The organism is Marinovum sp. PR37, from assembly GCF_028807375.1.
GTDB lineage: Bacteria > Pseudomonadota > Alphaproteobacteria > Rhodobacterales > Rhodobacteraceae > Marinovum > Marinovum algicola.
Window position 1 is genome coordinate 56,953 of record NZ_JARAML010000006.1, and the last position, 20,187, is coordinate 77,139.

Annotated in this window: 16 protein-coding genes; 9 read left to right on the top strand and 7 right to left on the bottom strand. The window is 66.3% G+C overall.

Annotation, left to right across the window (positions count from 1 at the left end; translation table 11 throughout):
* Position 1 precedes the first annotated feature (1 nt).
* The 4 genes from PVW49_RS07120 to PVW49_RS07135 are packed head-to-tail and all read left to right on the top strand — an operon-like array spanning position 2 to position 7,402.
* Positions 2–2,251, top strand: a complete 2,250-nt coding sequence (locus tag PVW49_RS07120) for an acyl-CoA dehydrogenase (RefSeq protein ID WP_274590214.1) — start codon at positions 2–4, stop codon at positions 2,249–2,251.
* Positions 2,248–3,531: an acetyl-CoA C-acetyltransferase gene (locus tag PVW49_RS07125; RefSeq protein WP_274590215.1), complete on the top strand. Its 1,284-nt coding sequence runs from the start codon at positions 2,248–2,250 to the stop codon at positions 3,529–3,531. The genes PVW49_RS07120 and PVW49_RS07125 overlap by 4 nt, the downstream gene beginning before the upstream one ends.
* Positions 3,531–5,594, top strand: a complete 2,064-nt coding sequence (locus tag PVW49_RS07130) for a 3-hydroxyacyl-CoA dehydrogenase NAD-binding domain-containing protein (RefSeq protein WP_274590216.1) — start codon at positions 3,531–3,533, stop codon at positions 5,592–5,594. Before PVW49_RS07125 ends, PVW49_RS07130 begins: the two co-directional genes overlap by 1 nt.
* Complete coding sequence (locus PVW49_RS07135; RefSeq protein ID WP_274590217.1) at positions 5,594–7,402, top strand: acetyl-CoA hydrolase/transferase C-terminal domain-containing protein; 1,809 nt, start codon at positions 5,594–5,596, stop codon at positions 7,400–7,402. The genes PVW49_RS07130 and PVW49_RS07135 overlap by 1 nt, the downstream gene beginning before the upstream one ends.
* On the opposite strand, the gene PVW49_RS07140 is transcribed toward PVW49_RS07135, so the two are convergent.
* Complete coding sequence (locus tag PVW49_RS07140) at positions 7,395–9,872, bottom strand: vitamin K epoxide reductase family protein (RefSeq protein WP_274590218.1); 2,478 nt, start codon at positions 9,870–9,872, stop codon at positions 7,395–7,397. The two genes, PVW49_RS07135 and PVW49_RS07140, sit on opposite strands and share 8 nt — an antisense overlap.
* Positions 9,873–10,269: 397 nt before the next feature.
* Between PVW49_RS07140 and PVW49_RS07145 the strand changes: the two genes are divergently transcribed.
* The 3 genes from PVW49_RS07145 (at position 10,270) to PVW49_RS07155 (ending at position 12,405) form a co-directional block, all read left to right on the top strand.
* The gene (locus PVW49_RS07145) at positions 10,270–11,169 is read left to right on the top strand and encodes an MBL fold metallo-hydrolase (protein ID WP_274590219.1); all 900 of its coding nucleotides are present in this window, start codon (positions 10,270–10,272) and stop codon (positions 11,167–11,169) included.
* A gap of 16 nt (positions 11,170–11,185) precedes the next feature.
* Positions 11,186–11,545, top strand: a complete 360-nt coding sequence (locus tag PVW49_RS07150) for a rhodanese-like domain-containing protein (RefSeq protein ID WP_048529324.1) — start codon at positions 11,186–11,188, stop codon at positions 11,543–11,545.
* 353 nt (positions 11,546–11,898) lie between these two features.
* Positions 11,899–12,405 carry a sigma-70 family RNA polymerase sigma factor gene (locus PVW49_RS07155; RefSeq protein ID WP_274565854.1) on the top strand — a complete coding sequence of 169 codons (507 nt, stop codon included), beginning with the start codon at positions 11,899–11,901 and terminating at the stop codon, positions 12,403–12,405.
* A 5-nt stretch (positions 12,406–12,410) separates the two neighbouring features.
* Here the strand turns inward: PVW49_RS07155 and PVW49_RS07160 are convergent, their stop codons facing one another.
* The 4 genes from PVW49_RS07160 to PVW49_RS07175 all read right to left on the bottom strand — a co-directional run bounded on the left by PVW49_RS07160 (position 12,411) and on the right by PVW49_RS07175 (position 14,279).
* The gene (locus tag PVW49_RS07160; RefSeq protein ID WP_274590220.1) at positions 12,411–12,575 is read right to left on the bottom strand and encodes a hypothetical protein; all 165 of its coding nucleotides are present in this window, start codon (positions 12,573–12,575) and stop codon (positions 12,411–12,413) included.
* A gap of 84 nt (positions 12,576–12,659) precedes the next feature.
* Complete coding sequence (locus tag PVW49_RS07165; protein ID WP_274590221.1) at positions 12,660–13,265, bottom strand: superoxide dismutase family protein; 606 nt, start codon at positions 13,263–13,265, stop codon at positions 12,660–12,662.
* The gene (locus tag PVW49_RS07170; protein ID WP_082154374.1) at positions 13,255–13,806 is read right to left on the bottom strand and encodes a BON domain-containing protein; all 552 of its coding nucleotides are present in this window, start codon (positions 13,804–13,806) and stop codon (positions 13,255–13,257) included. Before PVW49_RS07170 ends, PVW49_RS07165 begins: the two co-directional genes overlap by 11 nt.
* 125 nt (positions 13,807–13,931) lie before the next feature.
* Positions 13,932–14,279, bottom strand: coding sequence for a hypothetical protein (locus PVW49_RS07175; protein WP_274565852.1), 348 nt, complete (start codon positions 14,277–14,279; stop codon positions 13,932–13,934).
* A 188-nt stretch (positions 14,280–14,467) separates the two neighbouring features.
* Between PVW49_RS07175 and PVW49_RS07180 the strand changes: the two genes are divergently transcribed.
* On the top strand, positions 14,468–15,517 hold the full coding sequence (locus PVW49_RS07180) for an AI-2E family transporter (protein WP_274590222.1): 1,050 nt from the start codon (positions 14,468–14,470) through the stop codon (positions 15,515–15,517).
* A gap of 3 nt (positions 15,518–15,520) precedes the next feature.
* On the opposite strand, the gene ligD is transcribed toward PVW49_RS07180, so the two are convergent.
* The gene (gene ligD / locus PVW49_RS07185) at positions 15,521–17,965 is read right to left on the bottom strand and encodes a DNA ligase D (protein ID WP_274590223.1); all 2,445 of its coding nucleotides are present in this window, start codon (positions 17,963–17,965) and stop codon (positions 15,521–15,523) included.
* Positions 17,966–18,790, bottom strand: coding sequence for a non-homologous end joining protein Ku (gene ku, locus PVW49_RS07190; RefSeq protein WP_274590224.1), 825 nt, complete (start codon positions 18,788–18,790; stop codon positions 17,966–17,968). It lies immediately after the preceding gene.
* 207 nt (positions 18,791–18,997) lie between these two features.
* Here ku and PVW49_RS07195 point away from each other — a divergent pair, with 207 nt between their 5' ends.
* Positions 18,998–20,173, top strand: coding sequence for a substrate-binding domain-containing protein (locus PVW49_RS07195; RefSeq protein WP_274590225.1), 1,176 nt, complete (start codon positions 18,998–19,000; stop codon positions 20,171–20,173).
* Positions 20,174–20,187 lie beyond the last annotated feature (14 nt).

Sequence of the window (20,187 nt, forward strand, 5' to 3'; positions counted from 1 at the left end):
CATGTCAGATTTTCGCAAGACCAGGATCACCCGCCCCATCCACCGCCGGGCCAGGACGGCTCTGCCGCAGATGTCAGAGACCGAGGCGGAGGCGCTCAATGCCGGTGAGGTCTGGTGGGAAGCCGAGCTGTTCTCGGGCAATCCCGATTACGACAAGCTGCATGCGGTGGCTGAGCCCAGGCTCAGCGACGAAGAGCGCGCCTTTCTCGAGGGGCCCTGCGAAGAGCTTTGCGCGATGATCGACGACTGGGACATCAACCAGCGCGACGCCGATCTGCCGCCAGAGGTCTGGGAGTTCCTGCGCACGCAGAAATTCTTTGGCATGATCATCGAGAAGAAACACGGCGGCCTCGGCTTTTCCGCCTACGCCCATTCCGAGGTGGTCCGCTATATCGCCACCCGCTCGGTTGCCGCGGCCGTCACCGTCATGGTGCCCAATTCGCTGGGCCCCGGCGAGCTGTTGCACATGTTCGGCACCGAGGCGCAGAAGGAGCACTGGCTGCCGCGCCTCGCCGACGGTCGCGAGCTGCCCGCCTTTGGCCTGACCAGCGCCGAGGCCGGTTCCGACGCCTCCGCCATGCGCGACGAGGGCATCGTCGAGAAAGGCATGTGGCAGGGCGAAGAGGTGCTGGGCATCCGACTCAACTGGTCCAAGCGCTATATCACCCTGTCGCCGAAGTGCACCGTTCTGGGGCTGGCCTTCAAACTGCGTGATCCCGAGGGGCATCTGGGCGGCATGGAAGAGGTCGGCATCACCTGCGCGCTGGTGCCCGCCGATCTGCCCGGGGTCGAGACCGGGCGGCGCCATATTCCGTCCTCGACCATGTTCCTCAACGGGCCGACCACCGGCGAGGACGTCTTCATCCCGCTCGATCACATTATCGGCGGCCAGGAATATGCCGGCCGCGGCTGGATGATGCTGATGTCGGCGCTGGCCGCGGGACGGGGCATTTCGTTGCCCTCGATGGGCTGTGCCGCGATCGGTTTTTCCGCCCATACCACCGGTGCGTATGCCCGTGTCCGCGAGCAGTTCAACCTGCCGATTGGCAAATTCGGCGGCATCCAGGCGCGGCTGGCGCAGCTTGCCGCCGACGCCTACCTGATGGATGGCGCACGGCGACTGACCTGCGCCGGGCTGGACGAGGGCAGGGCGCTTTCGGTGATCTCGGCGATCATGAAGGCGCATGCGACTTTTCGCATGCGCGAGGCGGTGAACGATGCGATGGACGTGCATTCCGGCAAGGCGGTGATCGACGGGCCGACGAATTACCTGCTGCCGCTCTATCGCGCGGTACCGATCGGCATCACCGTCGAAGGCGCCAATATCGTCACACGCTCGCTTATCATCTTTGGCCAGGGCGCGATCCGGGCGCATCCGCATCTGCTGGATGAGATGCAGGCCTTGCAGATCGAAGACGAGGACGAGAGCCTCGAAGCCTTCGACAAGGCGTTCTGGTCGCATGTCGGCCATGCGCTGAAGACCGTCGGCCGCAGCCTGTCGCGCGCCTGGAGCGGCGGAAAGCTGGCCTCGGCCCCGCGCAAGGCCGGGGCCGCGACGCCGATCTATCGCCAGCTGTCGCGCTGGGCGGCGTCTTATGCGCTGGTGGCCGATCTCTGCTTCCTGACCCTGGGCGGCGAACTCAAGCGGCGCGAGATGATCTCGGCCCGGATGGGCGACATCCTGTCGGAAATGTACCTGCTCTCCGGGGCGCTCAAGCGCTGGCAGGACGAGGGGCAGCAGAAGGCCGATCTGCCGGTGCTGGAATATGCCGCCGCACGCAGCTTTGCCGGCATGCGTCGGGCGCTTGACGAGGTGCTGGCCAATCTGCCCGCCCGCTGGGCCGGCTGGCTGGGCCGTGCGCTCACCCTTCCCGGCGGCAGCGCACGCGGCCCCGACGACCGGCTGACGGTGCGCGTCGCCAATCTCCTGCTCGAACCCTCAGCGGCCCGTGACCGTATCACCGGGCGGCTGCATGGCGGTTGCGATCGCAATGGCGTCGGCGCGCTCAACGCTGCCTTTGCCGCCGTGATCGACGCTGCGCCGCTGATGAAGCGCCTGCGCGAAAGCGGCCACAGCCCCGACAGCGCGCTTGATGCCGGGATCATTTCCGAAGCCGACCGCACACGCATTTCAGATATGGAGGACAAGGTGTCTCAGACAATCGCCGTTGACGATTTCTCGCCCAAGGACCTCGCCAGCTATTACCCCGGGCTGGAGGCCAGCGACAGCGAAAGGATGGCCGCACAATGACCCGACCTGTCTATCTCGTCGATGGCGCCCGCACGCCCTTCCTCAAGGCCCGCGGCAAGCCCGGCCCCTTCACCCCGGTCGATCTCGCGGTGCAGGCCGGCCGGCCGCTGCTGGCGCGCCAGCCGTTTGACCGCAAGAGCTTTGATCTCGTCATCCTTGGCTGTGTCAATGTCATCGCCGACGAGATGAACCCGGCCCGCGTTGCCGCCCTCCGGCTGGGGTTGGGCGAAGCGATGGTGGCCTTTACCGTGCAGATCAATTGCGGCTCGGGCATGCAATCGATCGATACCGCCTTTCGCTACATTCGCGAGGGCAAACATGACATGATCCTCGCCGGCGGAACCGAGGCGCTGAGCCATGCGCCGCTGGTTCTGCGGCAGAGCGCGGTGGAATGGTTCGGCCAGATGTCGCAGGCCAAGGGGCCCATCGAGCAGGCCAAGGCGATGACCGGTCTGCGCCCCGAATTCTTCAAGCCCGTGGTCGGGCTGGAACGCGGGCTGACCGACCCGATCACCGATCTCAACATGGGTCAGACCGCGGAGGTGCTGGCGCATCGTTTCGGCATCACCCGCCAGACCGCCGACGCCTATGCGATGGAAAGCCACCACCGGCTGGCCCGGGCGCAGCGCGAAGGCTGGCTCGAGGACGAGGTCATGCCCGCCTTTACCCGCGACGGTGTGGCGCATGAACATGATGACGGTGTGAGGCCCGACAGCGACATGGAGGGGCTGGCCAAGCCCGGCCCGGCCTTCGAACGGCCGTATGGCAAGGTCACGGCGGGCAATTCCAGCCAGATCACCGATGGCGCCTCCTGGGTCATCGTCGCCTCGGAAGAGGCGGTCGAGAGACATGGGCTGACACCGCTGGCCCGCATCGTCGACAGCGAATGGGCGGCGCTCGACCCCTCGGTGATGGGGCTTGGGCCGGTGCTCTGTTCGACCGCGCTGGCGCGGCGGCACGACCTCGGCGCCGAAGATATCGACCTCTGGGAGCTGAACGAAGCCTTTGCGGCGCAGGTGCTGTCCTGCCTCGCGGCGTGGAAAGACCCGGAGTTCTGCCGCGAGGTGCTGGGGCTCGACGGGGCCTTCGGCGCGCCCGACCGCGACGATCTGAATATCGATGGCGGCGCGATCTCGCTGGGCCATCCCGTGGGCACCAGCGGCAACCGGATCGTGCTGCACCTTGCCAATGCCATGAAACGGCGCGGCGACACATCCGGCATCGCCACAGAATGCATCGGCGGCGGTCTGGGCGGCGCCATGTTGCTGGAGGCTGTGTGATGACCGGACCTGTGCTTTCCTTTCTCGGCGAAACCCATTGTGAGCTTGGCCCCGCTGCCGATGCCTCCGGCCACCCCTGGCGGCATGGCGAGGCCGACGGCATCCACTGGCTGGTGCTCGATTGCGAGGGCAGTTCGGTCAACACCGTCTCGGAGCAGGTGCTGACCGGGCTCGATGCCGCGCTGGATCAGATCGGCACGCCGCGGGCACTGGTGATCCGCTCGGCCAAGCCGGCGGGCTTTGCCGCCGGCGCGGATATCGACAGTTTCAACGACATGCGCGATCAGGGCGCGGCGGCGCTCCTGCAACAGGGCCATGCCGTGCTTGACCGGCTGGAGGCGCTGGACTGTCCGACCATCGCAATCGTCCACGGCGCGGCGCTGGGCGCGGGGTTCGAGATTGCGCTCGCCTGTGACCACCGGATTGCCATCGACGGCGCGAAATTCGGCTTTCCCGAGGTCAACCTGGGCCTGCATCCCGGGCTGGGCGGCAGTTTCCGCCTGACCCGGCTGATCGACCCGACCGAGGCGATGACGCTGATGCTCACCGGCAAGAGCGCGCATACCGCCAAGGCCGAGCGGCTTGGCATCGTCGACGCCGTGACCGAAGAGCGCCATGTCGCCGCCGCCGTCGCGGCCATCGCCGAGGGTGAGAACGACCGCCCCGAGCCGGGCCTGAAATCCCGCGCCTTCCGGATCGAAGCGGCGCGCAGCTATGCCGCCGGCCGGATGCGCAGCGAAACCGAGAAAAAGGCGCCACGGGCGCATTATCCAGCGCCCTATGCGCTGATTGATATCTGGGAGAAATACGGCGACGACCGTGACCGGATGCAAAAGGCCGAGATCGAGAGCTTCGCCGATCTGCTCGACAGCGAGACCTCGCGCAACCTGCGGCGGGTGTTCTTCCTGCGGCAACGGCTCAAGGCCGAGACGCGGGGCGCTGACGGCATTTCCCATGTGCATGTGATCGGCGCCGGCGCCATGGGCGCGGAAATCGCCGCCTGGGCCGCCATTCAGGGCAAGCAAGTGACCCTTGGCGACGTCAAGCTCGCGCCGCTGGGCCAGGCCGTGAAGGACGCCGCCCAGACCTGCCGCGACAAGCACCTGAGCAGCGGCGAGACGCGCGACGCGCTCGACCGGCTGATGCCGGATCCGCGCGGCTACGGTCTGGCCCGGGCCGACCTGGTGATCGAGGCCGCGCCGGAGGATGCCGATCTGAAATCCGGGATCTATCGCGAGGTCGGCAAAAAGCTGAAAGACGGGGCCATCCTTGCCAGCAACACCTCGAGCCTGCGGCTCGAGACGCTCAAGGACGGCGTCGCCGATCCGACGCGCTTTGCCGGTCTGCATTTCTTCAACCCGGTGTCCAGGATGCAACTGGTCGAGGTGGTCCGCCTTGAGACCACCGATGACGCCGTGCTGCGCCGTCTGGCGGCGTTCTGCGGTGCCATCGACCGGTTGCCGGTGCGGGTCGCCGATGCCCCCGGCTTTCTCGTCAATCGCGCGCTGACGCCTTATCTGATGGAGGCGATGGTGCTGATGGACGAAGGCATCGACAAGGAGGTGATCGACCGCGCCGCGCTCGATTTCGGCATGCCTATGGGGCCGGTGGCACTGGCCGATCAGGTCGGGTTGGACATCGGGCTGCATGTGGCGACAAGCCTGTCCGAGGCCCTCGACAAGCCGATGCCGCCGATCAGCCAGCGCCTGCGCGACAAGGTCGAGGCGGGCGAGACCGGCAAGAAGGCGGGCAAGGGCTTTTACGACTGGTCCGATGGCACGCCGCATCCGCAGGCCGAGGACGCCCCGCCCGAGGATCTGACAGACCGGCTGATCCTGCCGATGCTCGATGCCTGCGTCGCCTGCCTGCGCAAGGGGGTGGCCCGCAGCGCCGACGAGGTGGATGGAGCGATGATCTTTGCCACCGGCTTTGCGCCGTTCCGCGGCGGGCCGATGCACTATGCCCGCACCCGGGGCCACGCCGAGATCGCCGACCGTCTCGACACCCTGGCCGAGCGTCACGGGCCGCGGTTTGCCGCCGACCGGGGCTGGCGTGAGATGTGATGCAGCGATTGCACGACGCCGAGGCCGCCGCCCGCGAGATCGTCGCCAGGACCGGCGGCGAGATCCGGCTGGCGCTGCCTCTGGGGCTGGGCAAGCCGGTGCGGCTGGTCAACGCGCTGGTCAAGCTGGCCTGTGACGACCCGTCGATCCGGCTGGCCATCTTCACCGCGCTGACACTGGAGCCGCCCGATCCCGGTTCGGGGATGAAGGCGCGTTTTCTGGGGCCGGCAAAGGACCGGCTGTTTGGCGCCTATCCAACGCTGCTGTATGCCGAGCTGCTGCGCCGCGATGCGCTGCCCGACAATATCACGGTGAACGAATTCTTTCTGCTGGCCGGCCGCTGGCTCGGCGTGGCGCCGATGCAGCAGGCCTATATTTCGGCCAATTACACCCATGCCCGCGACGTGCTGATCGCGCAAGAGCCCAATGTACTGGCCCAGCTCGTATCGGAACAGGACGGTGCTTTCAGCCTGTCGGGCAATACCGATATTTCCGCCGATCTCTTTGCCATGCGCGCCGAGGGCAAGCTCGATTTCCTCGCCGTGGGCGAGGTGCACCCCGATCTGCCCTTCATGCAGGGGCCCGGCGCGGTGCTGACGCCGGAGGCCTTTCACCTCACCCTCGTGCCCGAACCTTACGAGCTGTTCTCGGCGGTCAAACGCCCGGTCGATGCGGCCGCCCATGCCATCGGCCTGCATGTGTCGCGGCTGATCGCCGATGGCGGCACCTTGCAGATCGGCATCGGCGCGATCGGCGATGCGGTGGCCCATGCGCTGCTTCTGCGCCACAGTGGCGCGGCGCCGCCAATCCAGCGCGCCGCGCCCTTCAATCTGCCTGCGCCCGGCGGCCCGTTCGAAGAGGGCCTGCACGGCGTGACCGAGATGCTGGTCGGCGGGCTGCTGGCGCTGTTCGAGGCGGGCGTCGTCCGGCGCGAGGTCGACGGCCATGCGATTGCCGCCGGCTTCTTTGTCGATACCCGCGATTTCTATCGCCGCCTGCGCGAGATGCCGCGCGAGGAACGTGCCCGCATTGCCATGACGCCGGTGAGTTTCACCAACGCGCTTTACGGCAACGAGGCCGAGAAGCGCACCGCACGGGTCAAGGCGCGTTTTGTCAACGGGGCGATGCAGGTCTCGGTGATGGGCGACGTGATGTCCGACACGGTTGAAAACGGCCAGGTGGTGAGCGGCGTCGGCGGCCAGTTCAACTTTGTCGAACAGGCCTTTGCGCTGCACGATGCGCGGTCGATCATCACCCTGCCGGCGACGCGCTGGTCCGGCGGCAAGCGTCACAGCAACATCCGTTGGTCGGTCGCTACCACCACCGTGCCGCGCCATATGCGTGATGTGGTGGTGACGGAATACGGCATCGCCGATCTGCGTGGCAGGTCGGATGCCGAAACCATTGCCGCGCTGATCGCCATCGCCGACAGCGCCTTTCAGGACGAATTGATCGACCGGGCGCAGAAGGCGGGCAAGTTGCCCAAGGGGTTCACCCTGCCGCAGAGCGCGCGCAACAATTGGCCCGAGACAGTAGAAAACTGGCTCGCCCCGTATCGCGCCGAACTGCCCGATTTTCCCTTCGGCAGCGATTTCGACGAGATCGAGCGGCTGCTCTTGCCGGCGCTGGAAGAGCTATCGCGCCACACGCCGACGCTGCGCGGCAAGGCGCGGCTGCTGCGGGACGCGCTGCGCCTGCCGCCGCACCCGCGCGAACAAGAGGCGCTGGCGCGGATGGGCTTTGACAGCCGCTATGCGGGGGGTGAGGCGCTCGCGCTCTCTGGCGCGTTGCGCCGGGTCGTTACCTGATCCAGGCGTTCATCGCGCCATAGTGCCCACCAACCGGCCCGCGCGGCACGGTCAGCCCGATCAGCAGCAGCCCGGCGGCAAAGCAGGTCAGATAGGCCAGCACCGATCCGCCGGTGACCAGCGGTGCGAAGATCAGCACCACACCGATGATCACGTTCAGAAAGCGCGCCATCCGCACTACCGAGGCCAGCGAGGTCACCGACACGGTGAGCGCCAGCGCGCCGCAAATGTGCACGGCGGCGGCGACCGGGCTGTCCCAGGTCAGGTAGAGCGGCGACAGCATCAGCCAGAGCGCCACGCCAATCGAGGCCAGCAGCGACCACGGCAGGGTGATACCGCCGCTCAGCATGTCGCGCAGGATCACGCCGGGCTTGCGCTCGAAAGCCTGCCGGTCGATCTCGCCAGTGCCTTCGTCGGTGTCGCCGGTAAAGAACACCAGCAACCAGGGCCGCCCGGCGCGGTGGCGGCGGATCAGGAATTGCACCGTGGCGACGATCTCGTCGATGGCATAAGGGATTTGCAGCAGCATCGCGGCGGCCGCGATCAGCGCCAGCGTCGAATAGGTGCCGATCACGATCGGCTGGATCACGATAAAGAAGATCGATACCGCGCCCAGCGGCACGATCATCACGCCGAACAGCACCGTCAGCCAGGGCATGGTACGCCAGCGCCTCGCCGAGCCGATCACGCCGACGAGGATCTCGAGCGCATAGGTCAGCGCGCCGAGGCCGGCGTCGGGCACCGGCCAGGCCTCGGAGACCTCCGAGGTGATGATCTGCTCGGTGCCGTTCTTGTCGGGCAGGGTTCCGTCAAAGAACGGCTCCCAGACGCCATCAATGCTTTCGAGCTGATAGGCCGTCAGGTAGCGCGAGATCAGCAGGCCGACGACCGCCAGCAGGATCACCGGCAGCCGCTGAAACCAGTCCGAGGGCGAATAATCCCAGCCCTTGGGGATCACCGGCCCGGTCTGGGCGGCGGCAGGCGAGACGCCGGGCGCGGGCGGCAGGCCAAGCGCAAAGCCCACCGCCAGCATGCCGGTGAGCGTTGCATTGACATAGGCCGCCCCGTTTTCGGCCCAGAAGATCAGCGGCGCAAACATGATCCAGCAGCCCACAGCGGCGGCGGCAAACCGCGCGTGCGGCAATTGCCACGACATCGACAGCAGCGCGCAGAGGCTCAGCGCCAGCCCGGCCAGCACGTCGCTCCAGGCCAGCCAGCTTTCGCCGTAGCCCAGCAGCGGCGGCGAGGTCAGCAGCCAAAGCCCCAGGCCGAAATTCGCCCAATGCGCCCAAAGGTTGTCGTGGTGGCGGGCACGGTATTCGCGTTCATGTGTGGCGCGCAGGTCTTCGGCCTCGGCATTGGCCTCTTCGGCCGAGCGCAGCCAGACCGGCGGCGTGATGCCATTGGCCTTGTACCAGCCCATCGGATCGTCCTTGAGCGCGGCCACGATATGGCGCAGCCCGTCGCGGATGCGGTGTTTCGGCTCCCAGTCCAGCAGCTCCTTGGCCTTGGAGATGTCGAGCGCGTAGTGATCCGACGACAGCTCGATCATGAAAGGCCGGATGAAAGGCTTCTCGCCTTCGTCGAGGGCATCGGGGATCGGCTCTTCGGCCGCCACCTCGGCCCGGGCGGCCACCCGGGCCACCGGCGCCGGGACGCGCAGGGTCTGCCAATCCTCCTCGCCGTGGATCAGCTGGCCGAGTTCCTCTTGCAGCTTGGCATAGCTCATCGCATCCGGCTCGCCCGCCAGCACAACTTCGAGGCCCTCGATCCGGTCGCGCCGATCGATCGCGCTGGCAAAGAGCTCCAGCATGTCCTCGAGGTGGATAAACGCCTGCCCGGCTTGCAGATCGCCGGAATAGACATGCGATTTCAGATCCCGTTCATAGATCCGCGCGATCTGCTGGCTGAGCGTCGGCACCGCCGTCTTGTCATCATAAAGCCCGGCCATGTGCAAAAGCAGCACCGACATCTCCGGGTTGGTCCTGGGTGCGAGTTCGCGGATCACATCTTCGGTTTCGGCCTTGGATTTCGGATAGGCCCAGCCCGGTGCCAGCGGCGTGTCCTCGTTGATGCGCTCGCCGGGGTGGCCGGGCCGGTGCACCAGCATGGTGCCGGCATAGATGAAATGCGCCACATCCAGACCTTCGAGTCCCTTGAGAAGGTTGCGCGTGCCCTCGACGTTGACCTTGTCGTACATCGGGCTCTCGCCGCCGGAAAAGTCGAAATAGGCGGCGAGGTGGATCACCGCCGCCAGCGTGCCGCCGCTGTCCTCGCGCACCTGATCGAGCGCATGGGCGACCGAAGACTCATCTGTGATGTCGAGGCCGAAGATACGCCCGTCCTCGGCATTCTCCGGCAGGTCGACGCCAAGCACGGTGTAGCTGGCGGAAAGTTTTTCGCTGAGGGCGCGGCCGATGCGGCCCGCGGCACCGGTGATCAGAACTGTCGGTTTGTCTTGCGCTGTCACGTGTCACCCCTTGTCTCACTGTTTTGGCCGGCAGTTTTGGCCGCGTGCCCAAAGCCGCCGGGGCACGCGCCTCTCGGGGTCCAACGCGAAGTCCGGCGCGCAGTTCCCGCCGACGGCCACGACACCAGGGAACCGGCGCGGCGCGCGGCGCGTTGGCCCGGTGAAAGGAGAGTGCCATGGACAGTCTGATGCTGATTTCAACGATCCTGACGGTCGCGCTCTTGACCGGCGCCGTCACGGTTCCGGCCGCCGTGCGCCAGTCCGGCCGCAAGTAAGACCGCCCGAGTGAAGATCGCCGGGAGACCACACCCGGAGAGCGCCACGGCATAGGCAGGCCGCCGTGCGTCGGTCTCCGGGTTCCCGGTGTTCCAGCAACCCCGAGATTTCAGGAGGCCACATGACCTTTCAACACAAGATCAGCGCATCGCGCGGCAAGGGAAGCCCCGAGGTGATCGGCTTTCGTGAGCCCGACACCGGCAGTTGCCAATACATCTGCGTCGATCCTGCCACCGGCGCGGCCGCCGCAATCGACATTGTGCAGGAGTTCGATCCGGCAAACGCCAGCACCCGTTTCGACAGCGCCGAATGGGTGCTTGCACGGGTCAAGGAGCGCGGCCTCGCGCTGGACTGGGTGCTCGACACCCATCCGCATGCCGATCACTTCATGGCGTCGCACTGGCTCGGAAACCGGACCGGCGGCACCACCGCGATCGGCGACAAGGTGCATGATGTCGCCGACATTTGGGCCGAGCTCTACAACCTGCGCGACGCCTTTCACCCCGAACGGGATTTCGGCCGGCTGTTCGCCGATGGCGAGCGGTTCAAGCTGGGCGAGCTCGAGGGGCGGGTGCTGCTGTCGACCGGCCATACCGCCGGCTCGGTCAGCTACGTGATCGGCGATGCGATCTTTGCGCATGACACCTTCATGCAGCCCGACGCCGGCACGGCACGCTGCGATTTTCCCGGCGGATCGGCCTCGGATCTCTATGACACGCTGATGCGCCTGCTGGATCATCCCGACGATCACCGCATCTTCATCGGCCATGATTATGGCACCGACACGCGTGATGACCCGGCCTGGGAAAGCACGGTCCGGGAGCAGCGCGACAGCAACATCCACATCGGCGGCGGGGTGTCGAAGGCCGCGTTCATCGAGACCCGCGAAGCGCGCGATGCCACGCTCGACCTGCCCGATCGCATGTTGCATGCGCTTCAGGTCAACCTGCGCGGTGGCCGACTTCCCAAGGCGGAAGACGACGGCAACGCCTATTTCAAGATTCCCGCAAACCGCCTTTGAGCCACAGGAGACCCGGATGTCAGAGATCGAGAACTGGAGCCCGCAAAGGGTGTTCGAGGCCCTCAATGCAGGCGAGATCGTGCTGATCGATGTTCGGACCCCGGCCGAATACATAATGGAACATGTCGAGGGCGCGCTGCTGATGCCGATGCCCTTCTTTCGCGCCGATGCCCTACCGACGCAGGACGGCAAGCGGATCGTGCTGCATTGCGGCTCGGGCAAGCGCAGCGGCAAGGTCGGCCAGGACGCGATGGCGTCGGGGATCACCCCGCTGGCCCATATGGAAGGCGGCTTCGGTGCCTGGAAATCGGCCGGTCTGCCGCATGTCGGAACCGATCTGGCCACGGGCGCGCCCAAGCGGATGGGCGGGGCCTGACCCCTCGCGCCGGTGCGGGCCCGGCCCGAGAATGAGGAACCTTTCGGGCCGGGCCGCGTTGGAATTGAAGAGGGTCGAAGGGCCGAAGCCTCAAGGGAGACAGTCAAGTGAACAATATCATTTATATCGTGGGTCTGGTCGTCATCGTTCTGGCTATCGTGGGTTTCGTTCTCTGAACCAGACGATGTGACGATGACGCAGGGGCGCGGGTCATCCCCGGCGCCATCAGGTGGCCAGGGGTCTGGCGCCTGAGCGTCATCCCACGTGTTGTTTGCAAGACCGCGTCAGACCTGCGCCGCCGCATCGTAGCGGCGGCAAGTGGCGGAGGGCTTGTGGTGTGTTTGAGGAAGGTCATGGGAGCCAAGGAAAACATTGTCGAGATGATCCCGGCTCTGCGGGCCTATGCCTGGGTCTTGACGCGTCGCCACGAAGACGTGGATGACCTGGTGCAGGACACGCTGGTCAAGGCGATCGACAATTTCGACAAATACCAGTCCGGCACCAATCTGCGGGCCTGGCTGATGACCATCATGCGCAACACCTTTCTCAACAACGTCAAGCGGGCGGCGCGGATGCAGACCGGCGCCGAAACCTGCATTTCGTCCTCGGTCTCTGTGCCGGCCACCCAGGAATGGACGGTGCGCGGCCACGAGATGATGGACAAGGTCGCCGAATTGCCGACCCATTACCGCGAAACGCTGATCCTGGTGGTGATGCTGGGCGAGAGTTACGAAACGGCGGCGCGGATCTGCGAGGTCGAGGTCGGCACCATCAAGAGCCGGGTCAACCGCGCGCGTCGGATGCTGATCGCGGCGCTCGAAGGCAATGAACCGGAAGGGGTCAAACCGCCCAGAGACTGACGGCGTCAGTCCGAGCTGTCGGCCTCGCGGTCGCGCAACAGCTTTTGCAGCTCGCGCGCCAGTTTGACCAGACGCTCGGGCGTGTTCTCGGTCTGCAATTCCGCCAGTTTGCGACGCAATTCGGCGTCAAGCGCGGCCTCGGGCCCGGGCAGGTCTTCGCGTCGTGTCATCTTGGGCCCTTTGGCGGTGGCGAGGGTCGCAGGTTGGGGTCTGCTAGCCTCGCCACCGCGTGCTTGTCAATTCACGGTTATCTGTCAGTCGATCACGGCACAGGCCAGCCGTGCGCCGGCATCGCCGGAGGGCTGGCTCCGATAATCGTCGGCGCCGGCATGCAGCATCAGCGCCCGCCCCGAGATATTGTCGCGGTCGCCGCCGAGGATCACATAGGTATTCAGCACCTCGGCCCGCAGCGTGCCGTCGGCCGCGACCCATTGATTGGGCATGTCGCCGGAATGCGGCGCCTCTTCGGCCAGGAAACCGTGATTGGTCTCGGACACCGAGAAATGGCCGCCGGCGGATTTGAAGCCGTCTTCGGGATCGCAATCGCCGGTTTCATGGATGTGCAAGCCATGCCAGGTCTCTGGCGGCAAATCCCGCAAGTCGAGCGAGATCAGCACGCCATAGGAGGTGCCGGTCAAGGTCGCGGTGCCGATGTCCTTGCCTTCGGCCGAAATGAAAGAGACCTCTTGATCGGCCGCGTCGGCCTCCTGGGCCGCCACCGGAATCGCCTGGCTGACGCAGAGTGCGCCAGCCAGGAGGAGCCCGCCTACGAAGGGCACAGCACGGGCGGGCTCACCTGCCGCCGCCGCCAAGGGACCGGCGGCGGTCGGATGGGAAAAATCGGTTGGATCAAGGCGCATGGTTCTGAATTCTCAGGTTGTTCTGGACATGGGTGACGCCGGAGACGCTGTCGCAGCAATCCTCGGCGAAACGCTTCGCCCGACGGGTGTCGACGGTGCCGCTCAGCGTGACTTCGCGGTCGGCCACCGAAACCTCGATCTCCGAGGCATCGACCCGGGGGTGATCGGTCAGCCGGTCGTTCACATCCTCTTCGATGCGGGCGTCAGACCGGACATAGCCCCTAGGGCCGCGACCGCGATGGTCGGCCTCGCGACGGGCCTCGGCCGCGTCATCGCCGAACCACGAGGCGATCTCGTCGCCGGCCCTGTCCATGAAGTCGCGTTCATGCCGGTCATCGGGCCGGCCGGAAAAGCGGCGCATCGATGGCATGTAGGGGGCGGCATAGAGTTCGGGGGCCATGGGGCCCATGCCGTACCACGGCGGCACCCACCAGCCCGGATCGCCCCGGCGATAGGGATCGCGATCCTCGCGGCGGGAATGGCTGCGTCGATACAGCTCCTCTCGCGCTTCTTGCTCGGTCATGTCGTCGTGTCTGGCCATAACTTCGCTCCTTTCGGCGTTTCATCCCGGCTTCGGGGCCGCAGCGCCTGGCCGCAGGCCCCGACCGGGACGGGTTTCAAGGAAACATGTGGCGCTGGTCTTTGTTCCTGACCGGGCCGAGAATGTCAGAGCGGGATCAGCACAAGCGCGACGATCAGCCCGACCAGCAGCACCAGCCCCACGATCATCGCCGGCAGCCAGTGCTGGTGGGGCGACTGCCGTCGCCGCCGGGACGGGCGGTCGGTCTGCCCCTCGGCGCGGCCCAACTCCTGCGCCTGCGCCCGGCGCAGCTGCGCGCGGGTCGGCGGGTGGCCTGCCGCCTCGTCATCCGTGCCAAGCGGGGCGGCGGCGGGGTCGGGAAAGGCCACCTTGTCTCCGGCGCCGCCATGGTCGATCTTGTTGCGCAGGCGTGCGGCGCCCGCCCCCTCCGATCGCTTCGCTCTGTCGCTCTGCTTGTCGTCGGGGGATGTCATGCTGTGCCTTTGTCGTCGGTTGGGGGTCTGTTGACCCAACGTTCCAGTGCTTTGAATGTTCCGTCAGGCGGCACGGAACCGCCATGGGGCCGGGCGGGTTTGGTACGCAATATGCCTCAATTCGCCCTTCACTTCCCGCCCCGATGCGGTGCCGCCGCACCGGAAACTCGCCAGCCGGAGAGCTGCGCATGGCACTGAAATCGCGCCGCAGCGGGCCGGCGCAGGCCTTTCTCGTGGGCATCGGCCTGCTGGCGGTGATCGTCCTGGCCCTGGCGCTCTGGCAGGTCCGGTGGATCGTGTTGCTGGGTTTCGGCGCAATCCTCGCGGCCATATTGCTCAACGCCGCCGCATGGTGCCTGCGCCGCGTGCTGCCGATGGGCCAGGTGTCGGCCGTCATCCTCAGCGTGACCTTGCTGATCCTCGTCGGGGTCGCGGCCTTCATCCTGCTCGGCGCGCAGATCGTTTCGGGGCTGCTCGAGATCCAAACGCAGATCCCCGAGGTGATCCGCACGATCGACAGCTGGATCGACCTCGGCGACGTCGAATCCTGGATCGGTGCGCGGATGGACGAGCCGATGCAGATGGGGTCGGTCTTTTCCGGCCTGACTAGCGCGACATCGATCCTGATTGCCCTGGGCACAGGGATCGCGCTGGTGTTTGTCGGTGGCGTCTATCTAGCGCTGAACCCGGAAGGATATCGCGACGGCGCCCTGGCCCTGGCCCCCGCCCATCTGCGGCCGCGCCTGCGACAGACGATGGCGGCCTTGGTGCGCGCGCTGCGAGCCTGGCTGGTCGGGCAACTGGTGGCGATGTTCGCAGTTTTCGGGATGACGACCGTCGGGCTCTGGCTGCTGGGGGTGTCGACGCCGATCGCGTTGGGCGCGATTGCCGGCCTGCTGGAATTCGTGCCCTATGTCGGCCCGCTGACCAGCGCGGTGCCCGCGGTGGCGGTGGGCATCATGGACGGTCCGACAACGGCGCTCTGGGTGATCCTGCTTTATTTCGCAGTGCAGCAGATCGAAGGCGCATTGCTGATCCCGCTGATCCAGCGCGAGGCCGTCGACCTGCCGCCGGCCATCACCGTGTTCTCGATCGTGGGGCTCGGCGTGCTGCTTGGCCCACTCGGGGTGATCCTGGCGGCGCCGCTCACCGTGGTGGGTGTGGTGCTCGCGCGCGAGCTCTGGTGCCCCTGGATGGCCGCGCGCGGGGCAGAGGAGGCGTCCGAGGCGGCGGAGTGAGCCTCAGTCCTCCTCTGCCCAGGCGTTGAGCTTGTCGATCACGCCATCGCTCAGCGATTGCAGATCGTCCTGAAGCGCCACGGCGGGGCAGGGCCGGTCCATGCGCCGCGCCATGTCGCCCAGCGAAAAGGCTTTCGCGCTTTTCAACTCTGCCAGCTCGTCCCATGTCACCGGAACGGCCACGGGCGCGCCCTGGCGCGCGCGCAGCGAATAGGGGGCGATGGCGGTCGCGCCGCGTTCGTTGCGCAGCCAGTCGATGAAGATCCGGCCCTTGCGCTTGGATTTCGACATCGTGGCGGTGTAGCGGTCGGGCGCCTTTTCGGCCATCACATGGGCAAAGGTCTTGGCAAAGAGCTTGACCGTGTCCCAGCCCCGGCTGCGTCGCAACGGCAGCCAGACATGCACGCCCTTGCCACCGGTGACGATTGCCCCCGAGGCCAGCCCGAGCCGATGCAGCCGGTCGCGCACCTCGAAGGCGGCGTCGCGCACCGCGTCCCAGCCCAGCCCCTCGTCGGGGTCGAGGTCGAAGACCAGCCGGTCGGGCCGGTCAAGCCGGTCGGTGCGCGCGCCCCAGACGTGGAATTCCACCGTGCCCATCTGGGCCGCGGCAACAAGGCTCTCGGGGCGGGTGGCGTAAAGGTAATCCTCGGCCTTGCCGTCGCTTTCCTCGATCTCGATGCGCGCCACCGCCGGTGGCATCGAGCCGCCGTGTTTCTGAAAGAAACAGGCGTCCTCCAGCCCGCCGGGGCAGCGGTAGAGCGACAGCGGCCGGTGCGACATCAGCGCCATCATCCGCTTGCCGACGCGGGCGTAATGCCGCGCGATGTCGAGCTTGCTGCATCCGGCCTCGGGAAAGACCTGCCGGTCGGGGCTGGTGATGGTCTGGTTCAGGACAATTGTCTCCACGTCACTCTCCTTTCCGGTCTCGAGCTGCACCTCGTCGGCCACCTTGTCCTCTCGCAGGCCCAGATAGCTGCCGTGACGGACAAGGCCGTCGCCGGTGAACTCGGTGAATTCGACCTCGGCTACCAGCGCCGGGGTGACCCATTTGGCGGCCCGGGCGACCTCGCTCGGCACGTCGTCAAAGGGGGGCGTCTTGCGCGGCTTCATGGCCTGTTCCAGCCGCTCGAAATCCCGTTCGGCAAAACCGGTGCCGACGCGGCCGCGATAGCGCAGCCTGCCGTCCTGGTTGGAGCCGATTAGCAGAGAGGCAAAGGGCCGGCCGGGCTTGTCCGAAGGGCTGTAGCCGCCGATCACGAATTCCTGCCGGCGCGAACATTTGATCTTGCGCCAGGCCTTGGTGCGGCTGCCACGATAGGGCGCGTCGCGGCGTTTCGAGACAATGCCCTCGGCGCCACCTTCGCAAGCCTGCCGGAACACCTCGGGGCCATGGCCGACGACGTGTTCGCTCATCCTCAGCGCGCCGTGTTTCGGCAGGCCCGAGAACAGTTCGGCCAGCGCCTCGCGGCGTTCGTCCTGCGGCCGGCCGGTCAGATCCGTGCCATCGCGCGACAGCAGGTCGAAGGCGATGAAGACCAGCGGCCCGCCTTCCGACAACGCCTGTTGCAGCGAGGAAAAGGCAGAGCCTTCGATCCGCGCCGCCATCACCTCGCCGTCGATCAGCGCCCAGTCGCAGGGCAGGGGGCCAAAGGCCTCGGCGAGCGCGCCGTAGCGGTCGGTCCAGTCCTTGCCGGAGCGGGTGAAGAACCGGGTGCCGCCCTTGCCCAACGCGGCCAGCGTGCGATAGCCGTCGAGCTTGATTTCGTGCAGCCAGTCGTCGCCCTCGGGCGCGGCCTTGTAGAGCGTGGCGAGCTGCACATCGCGAAATTTCGGTGCCTTGGCCGTGCGTTTGCGCGCGGCCGGGCGTTCGACGCCATCGGCGATGTCCTCCATGCTGCGTCCGGTGGTGACGGAGGTCGTGAAGTCGTGGGTCAGCGCGTCGGGGTCGTCTTCGGCCAGATCGTCGCGCTCCTTGATCAGCAGCCAGTTCTCGCGGTTTTCCTTGCCGCGCATCCGCACCAGAGCCCAGCCGCCCTGCATCCGTTCGCCCTCAAGGGTGAATTTCAGTTTGCCCGCTTCGAGCCCCGCATCCACGTCGCCCTCCGGCGTCCAGGTGCCGGTGTCCCAGAGCATGACGGTGCCGCCGCCATATTCGCCCTTTGGAATGGTGCCCTCGAAACCGGCGTAGTCCAGCGGGTGATCCTCGGTGCGGACCGCAAGGCGTTTTTCGCGCGGGTCGGGGCTCGGCCCCCTGGTCACCGCCCAGCTCAGCAGCACGCCCTGCCATTCCAGCCGGAAATCATAATGCAGCCGGCTGGCGTCATGTTTCTGCACCACGAAGCCGGGCTTGCCATCGGCGCGGCCGGCATCGCCGCCCCTGGGTTCGCTGGTGCGGGAGAAATCGCGTTTGCGGATGTAATCGGAGAGTTTGTCAGGGGTCTCGGCCATCTAGGATGCTTTCTTCTTGCGGCTGCGTCCTTTCTTTTCGGCAGAGTCGAGGCTTTCTTTCAGCGCCGCCATCAAGTCGACGACATTCTCGCCCGGGCTTTCCGCCTCGTCGCCGGTGCTGACCCGCGGCGTCTTCTTGTTCTTCTGCTTGGCCTCCAGCAGATCGCGCAGCGCCTCGGCGTAGCTGTCGGAATAGCTCGAGGCGTCGAACGGCGCGGTCTTGCGGTCGATCAGCGAGGTCGCGACCTCGAGCAGCTCCTTGTCGGCCTTGGCATCCTCGATCTGGCCGAACATCGGCTCGGCCTCGCGAAGCTCATCGGCATAATGCAGCGTTTCCAACAGGATGCCGTCGCCACAGGGGCGCACGGCGGCGAGGTATTCCTTGCCGCGCATGGTCAGCTGGCCCAGCCCGGCCTTGCCGCTCTGGCGCAGCGCGTCGCGGATCACGCGATAGGCCTCTTGCGCCAGTTCGTCCGAGGGGACGAGGTAATAGGGCTTGTCGAAATAGATCGGCGGGATCTCGGCCATCTCGACGAATTGCACCAGTGCGAGCGTTTTCTTGGTCTCGAGCTTGATCGCGTCGAGTTCGTCCGGCTCGATCAGGATGTATTCATCGTCATCCACCTCATAGCCCTTGACGATCTCGTCGCGGTTCACCGGGCCGATGCCCGGCACCGATTTTTCGTAGCGGATACGCTTGCCCGAGGGTTTGTGGATCTGGCGAAACGAGATCTTCGCGGCGCTACGGGTGGCGGAATAAAGCTCGACCGGGATCGAGACCAGCGACAGGCGAAGCTGGCCTTTCCAGAGCGCGCGGGGGGCCATGGTTCACGGCCACCTTGCGGGGGCGGGGCTGGAAGAATGCGCTTGGGTCATGGGCCGGCTCCTTTTTCTGTCCAACCGCGCGCCGCCGCGATTGTTCCGAAAGGCCCGGCCGGCGCCCGTCGTCATGGCGGCGGAGCCTTTTCGTTGACATGAAGCATGATTCATGTCTCATATTTGAGCATTGAAATTCCTTGGGAGGAGTTCGGAATGAAACGTTTGTTCACGGCCGGTGTCGCGGCGCTGCTCTGTGCCGGCGCCGCCTCGGCGGAAATTCGCATTGCCCATGTCTATGGCAAGACCGGCCCTTTCGAGGCCTATGCCAAACAAAGCCACGATGGCCTGATGCTGGGGCTGGAATATGCCACCGACGGCAGTATGGAGATCGACGGCGAGCCGATCGTGGTGATCGAGAAGGACACCCAGCTGAAACCCGATCTCGGCAAGGCGCTGCTGGCCGAGGCCTATGGTGACGACGACGCCCATATCGCAGTGGGGCCGGTCAGCTCGGGCGTCGCGCTGGCGATGCTGCCGGTGGCCGAGGAATATGAACGCCTGCTGATCGTCGAGCCGGCGGTGGCCGATTCGATCACCGGCGAGAACTGGAACCGCTATGTCTTTCGCACCGGGCGCAATTCGTCCCAGGATGCGATCTCCAACGCCGTCGCCCTGGGCGGCGAAGGGGTGACGATTGCCACGCTGGCGCAGGATTATGCCTTTGGCCGCGACGGCATTGCCGCCTTCCGCGAGGCGCTGGACGGCACCGGCGCCAGCATCGCGCATGAGGAATACGTGCCCACGGACACCACCGATTTCACCGCTGCGGCCGAGCGGATCTTTACCGCGATGAAGGACATCGAGGGCGAGAAGCGGCTGTTCATCATCTGGGCCGGCGGCGGCAACCCGATGAGCAAGATCCAGGCGATGGACCCGTCGCGTTTCGGCATCGAGATCGCCACCGGCGGCAATATCCTCGCCGCGCTCACCGCCTACAAGGAACTTCCCGGCATGGAGGGGGCGACCTATTATTACTACGAGATCCCCCAGAACCCGGTGAACGACTGGCTGGTCAAGGAGCATATGGCCCGGTTCGACAGCCCGCCGGATTTCTTCACCGCCGGCGGCATGGCGGCAGGCATCGCCGTGGTCGAGGCGATCCGCAAGGCCGGAGGCGTCGAGGACACCGAGGCGCTGATCGCGGCGATGGAAGGCATGGAATTTGAGACGCCCAAGGGCATGATGCGGTTCCGGCCCGAGGATCATCAGGCGCTGCAATCGATGTACCACTTCCGCACCGAGGTGCAGGAGGACAAGGATTACGGCGTGCCGGTGCTCGTGCGCGAGATCGGCATCGACGAAATGGACATTCCGGTCCGCAATCAGTGACACCTTGGGGCGGG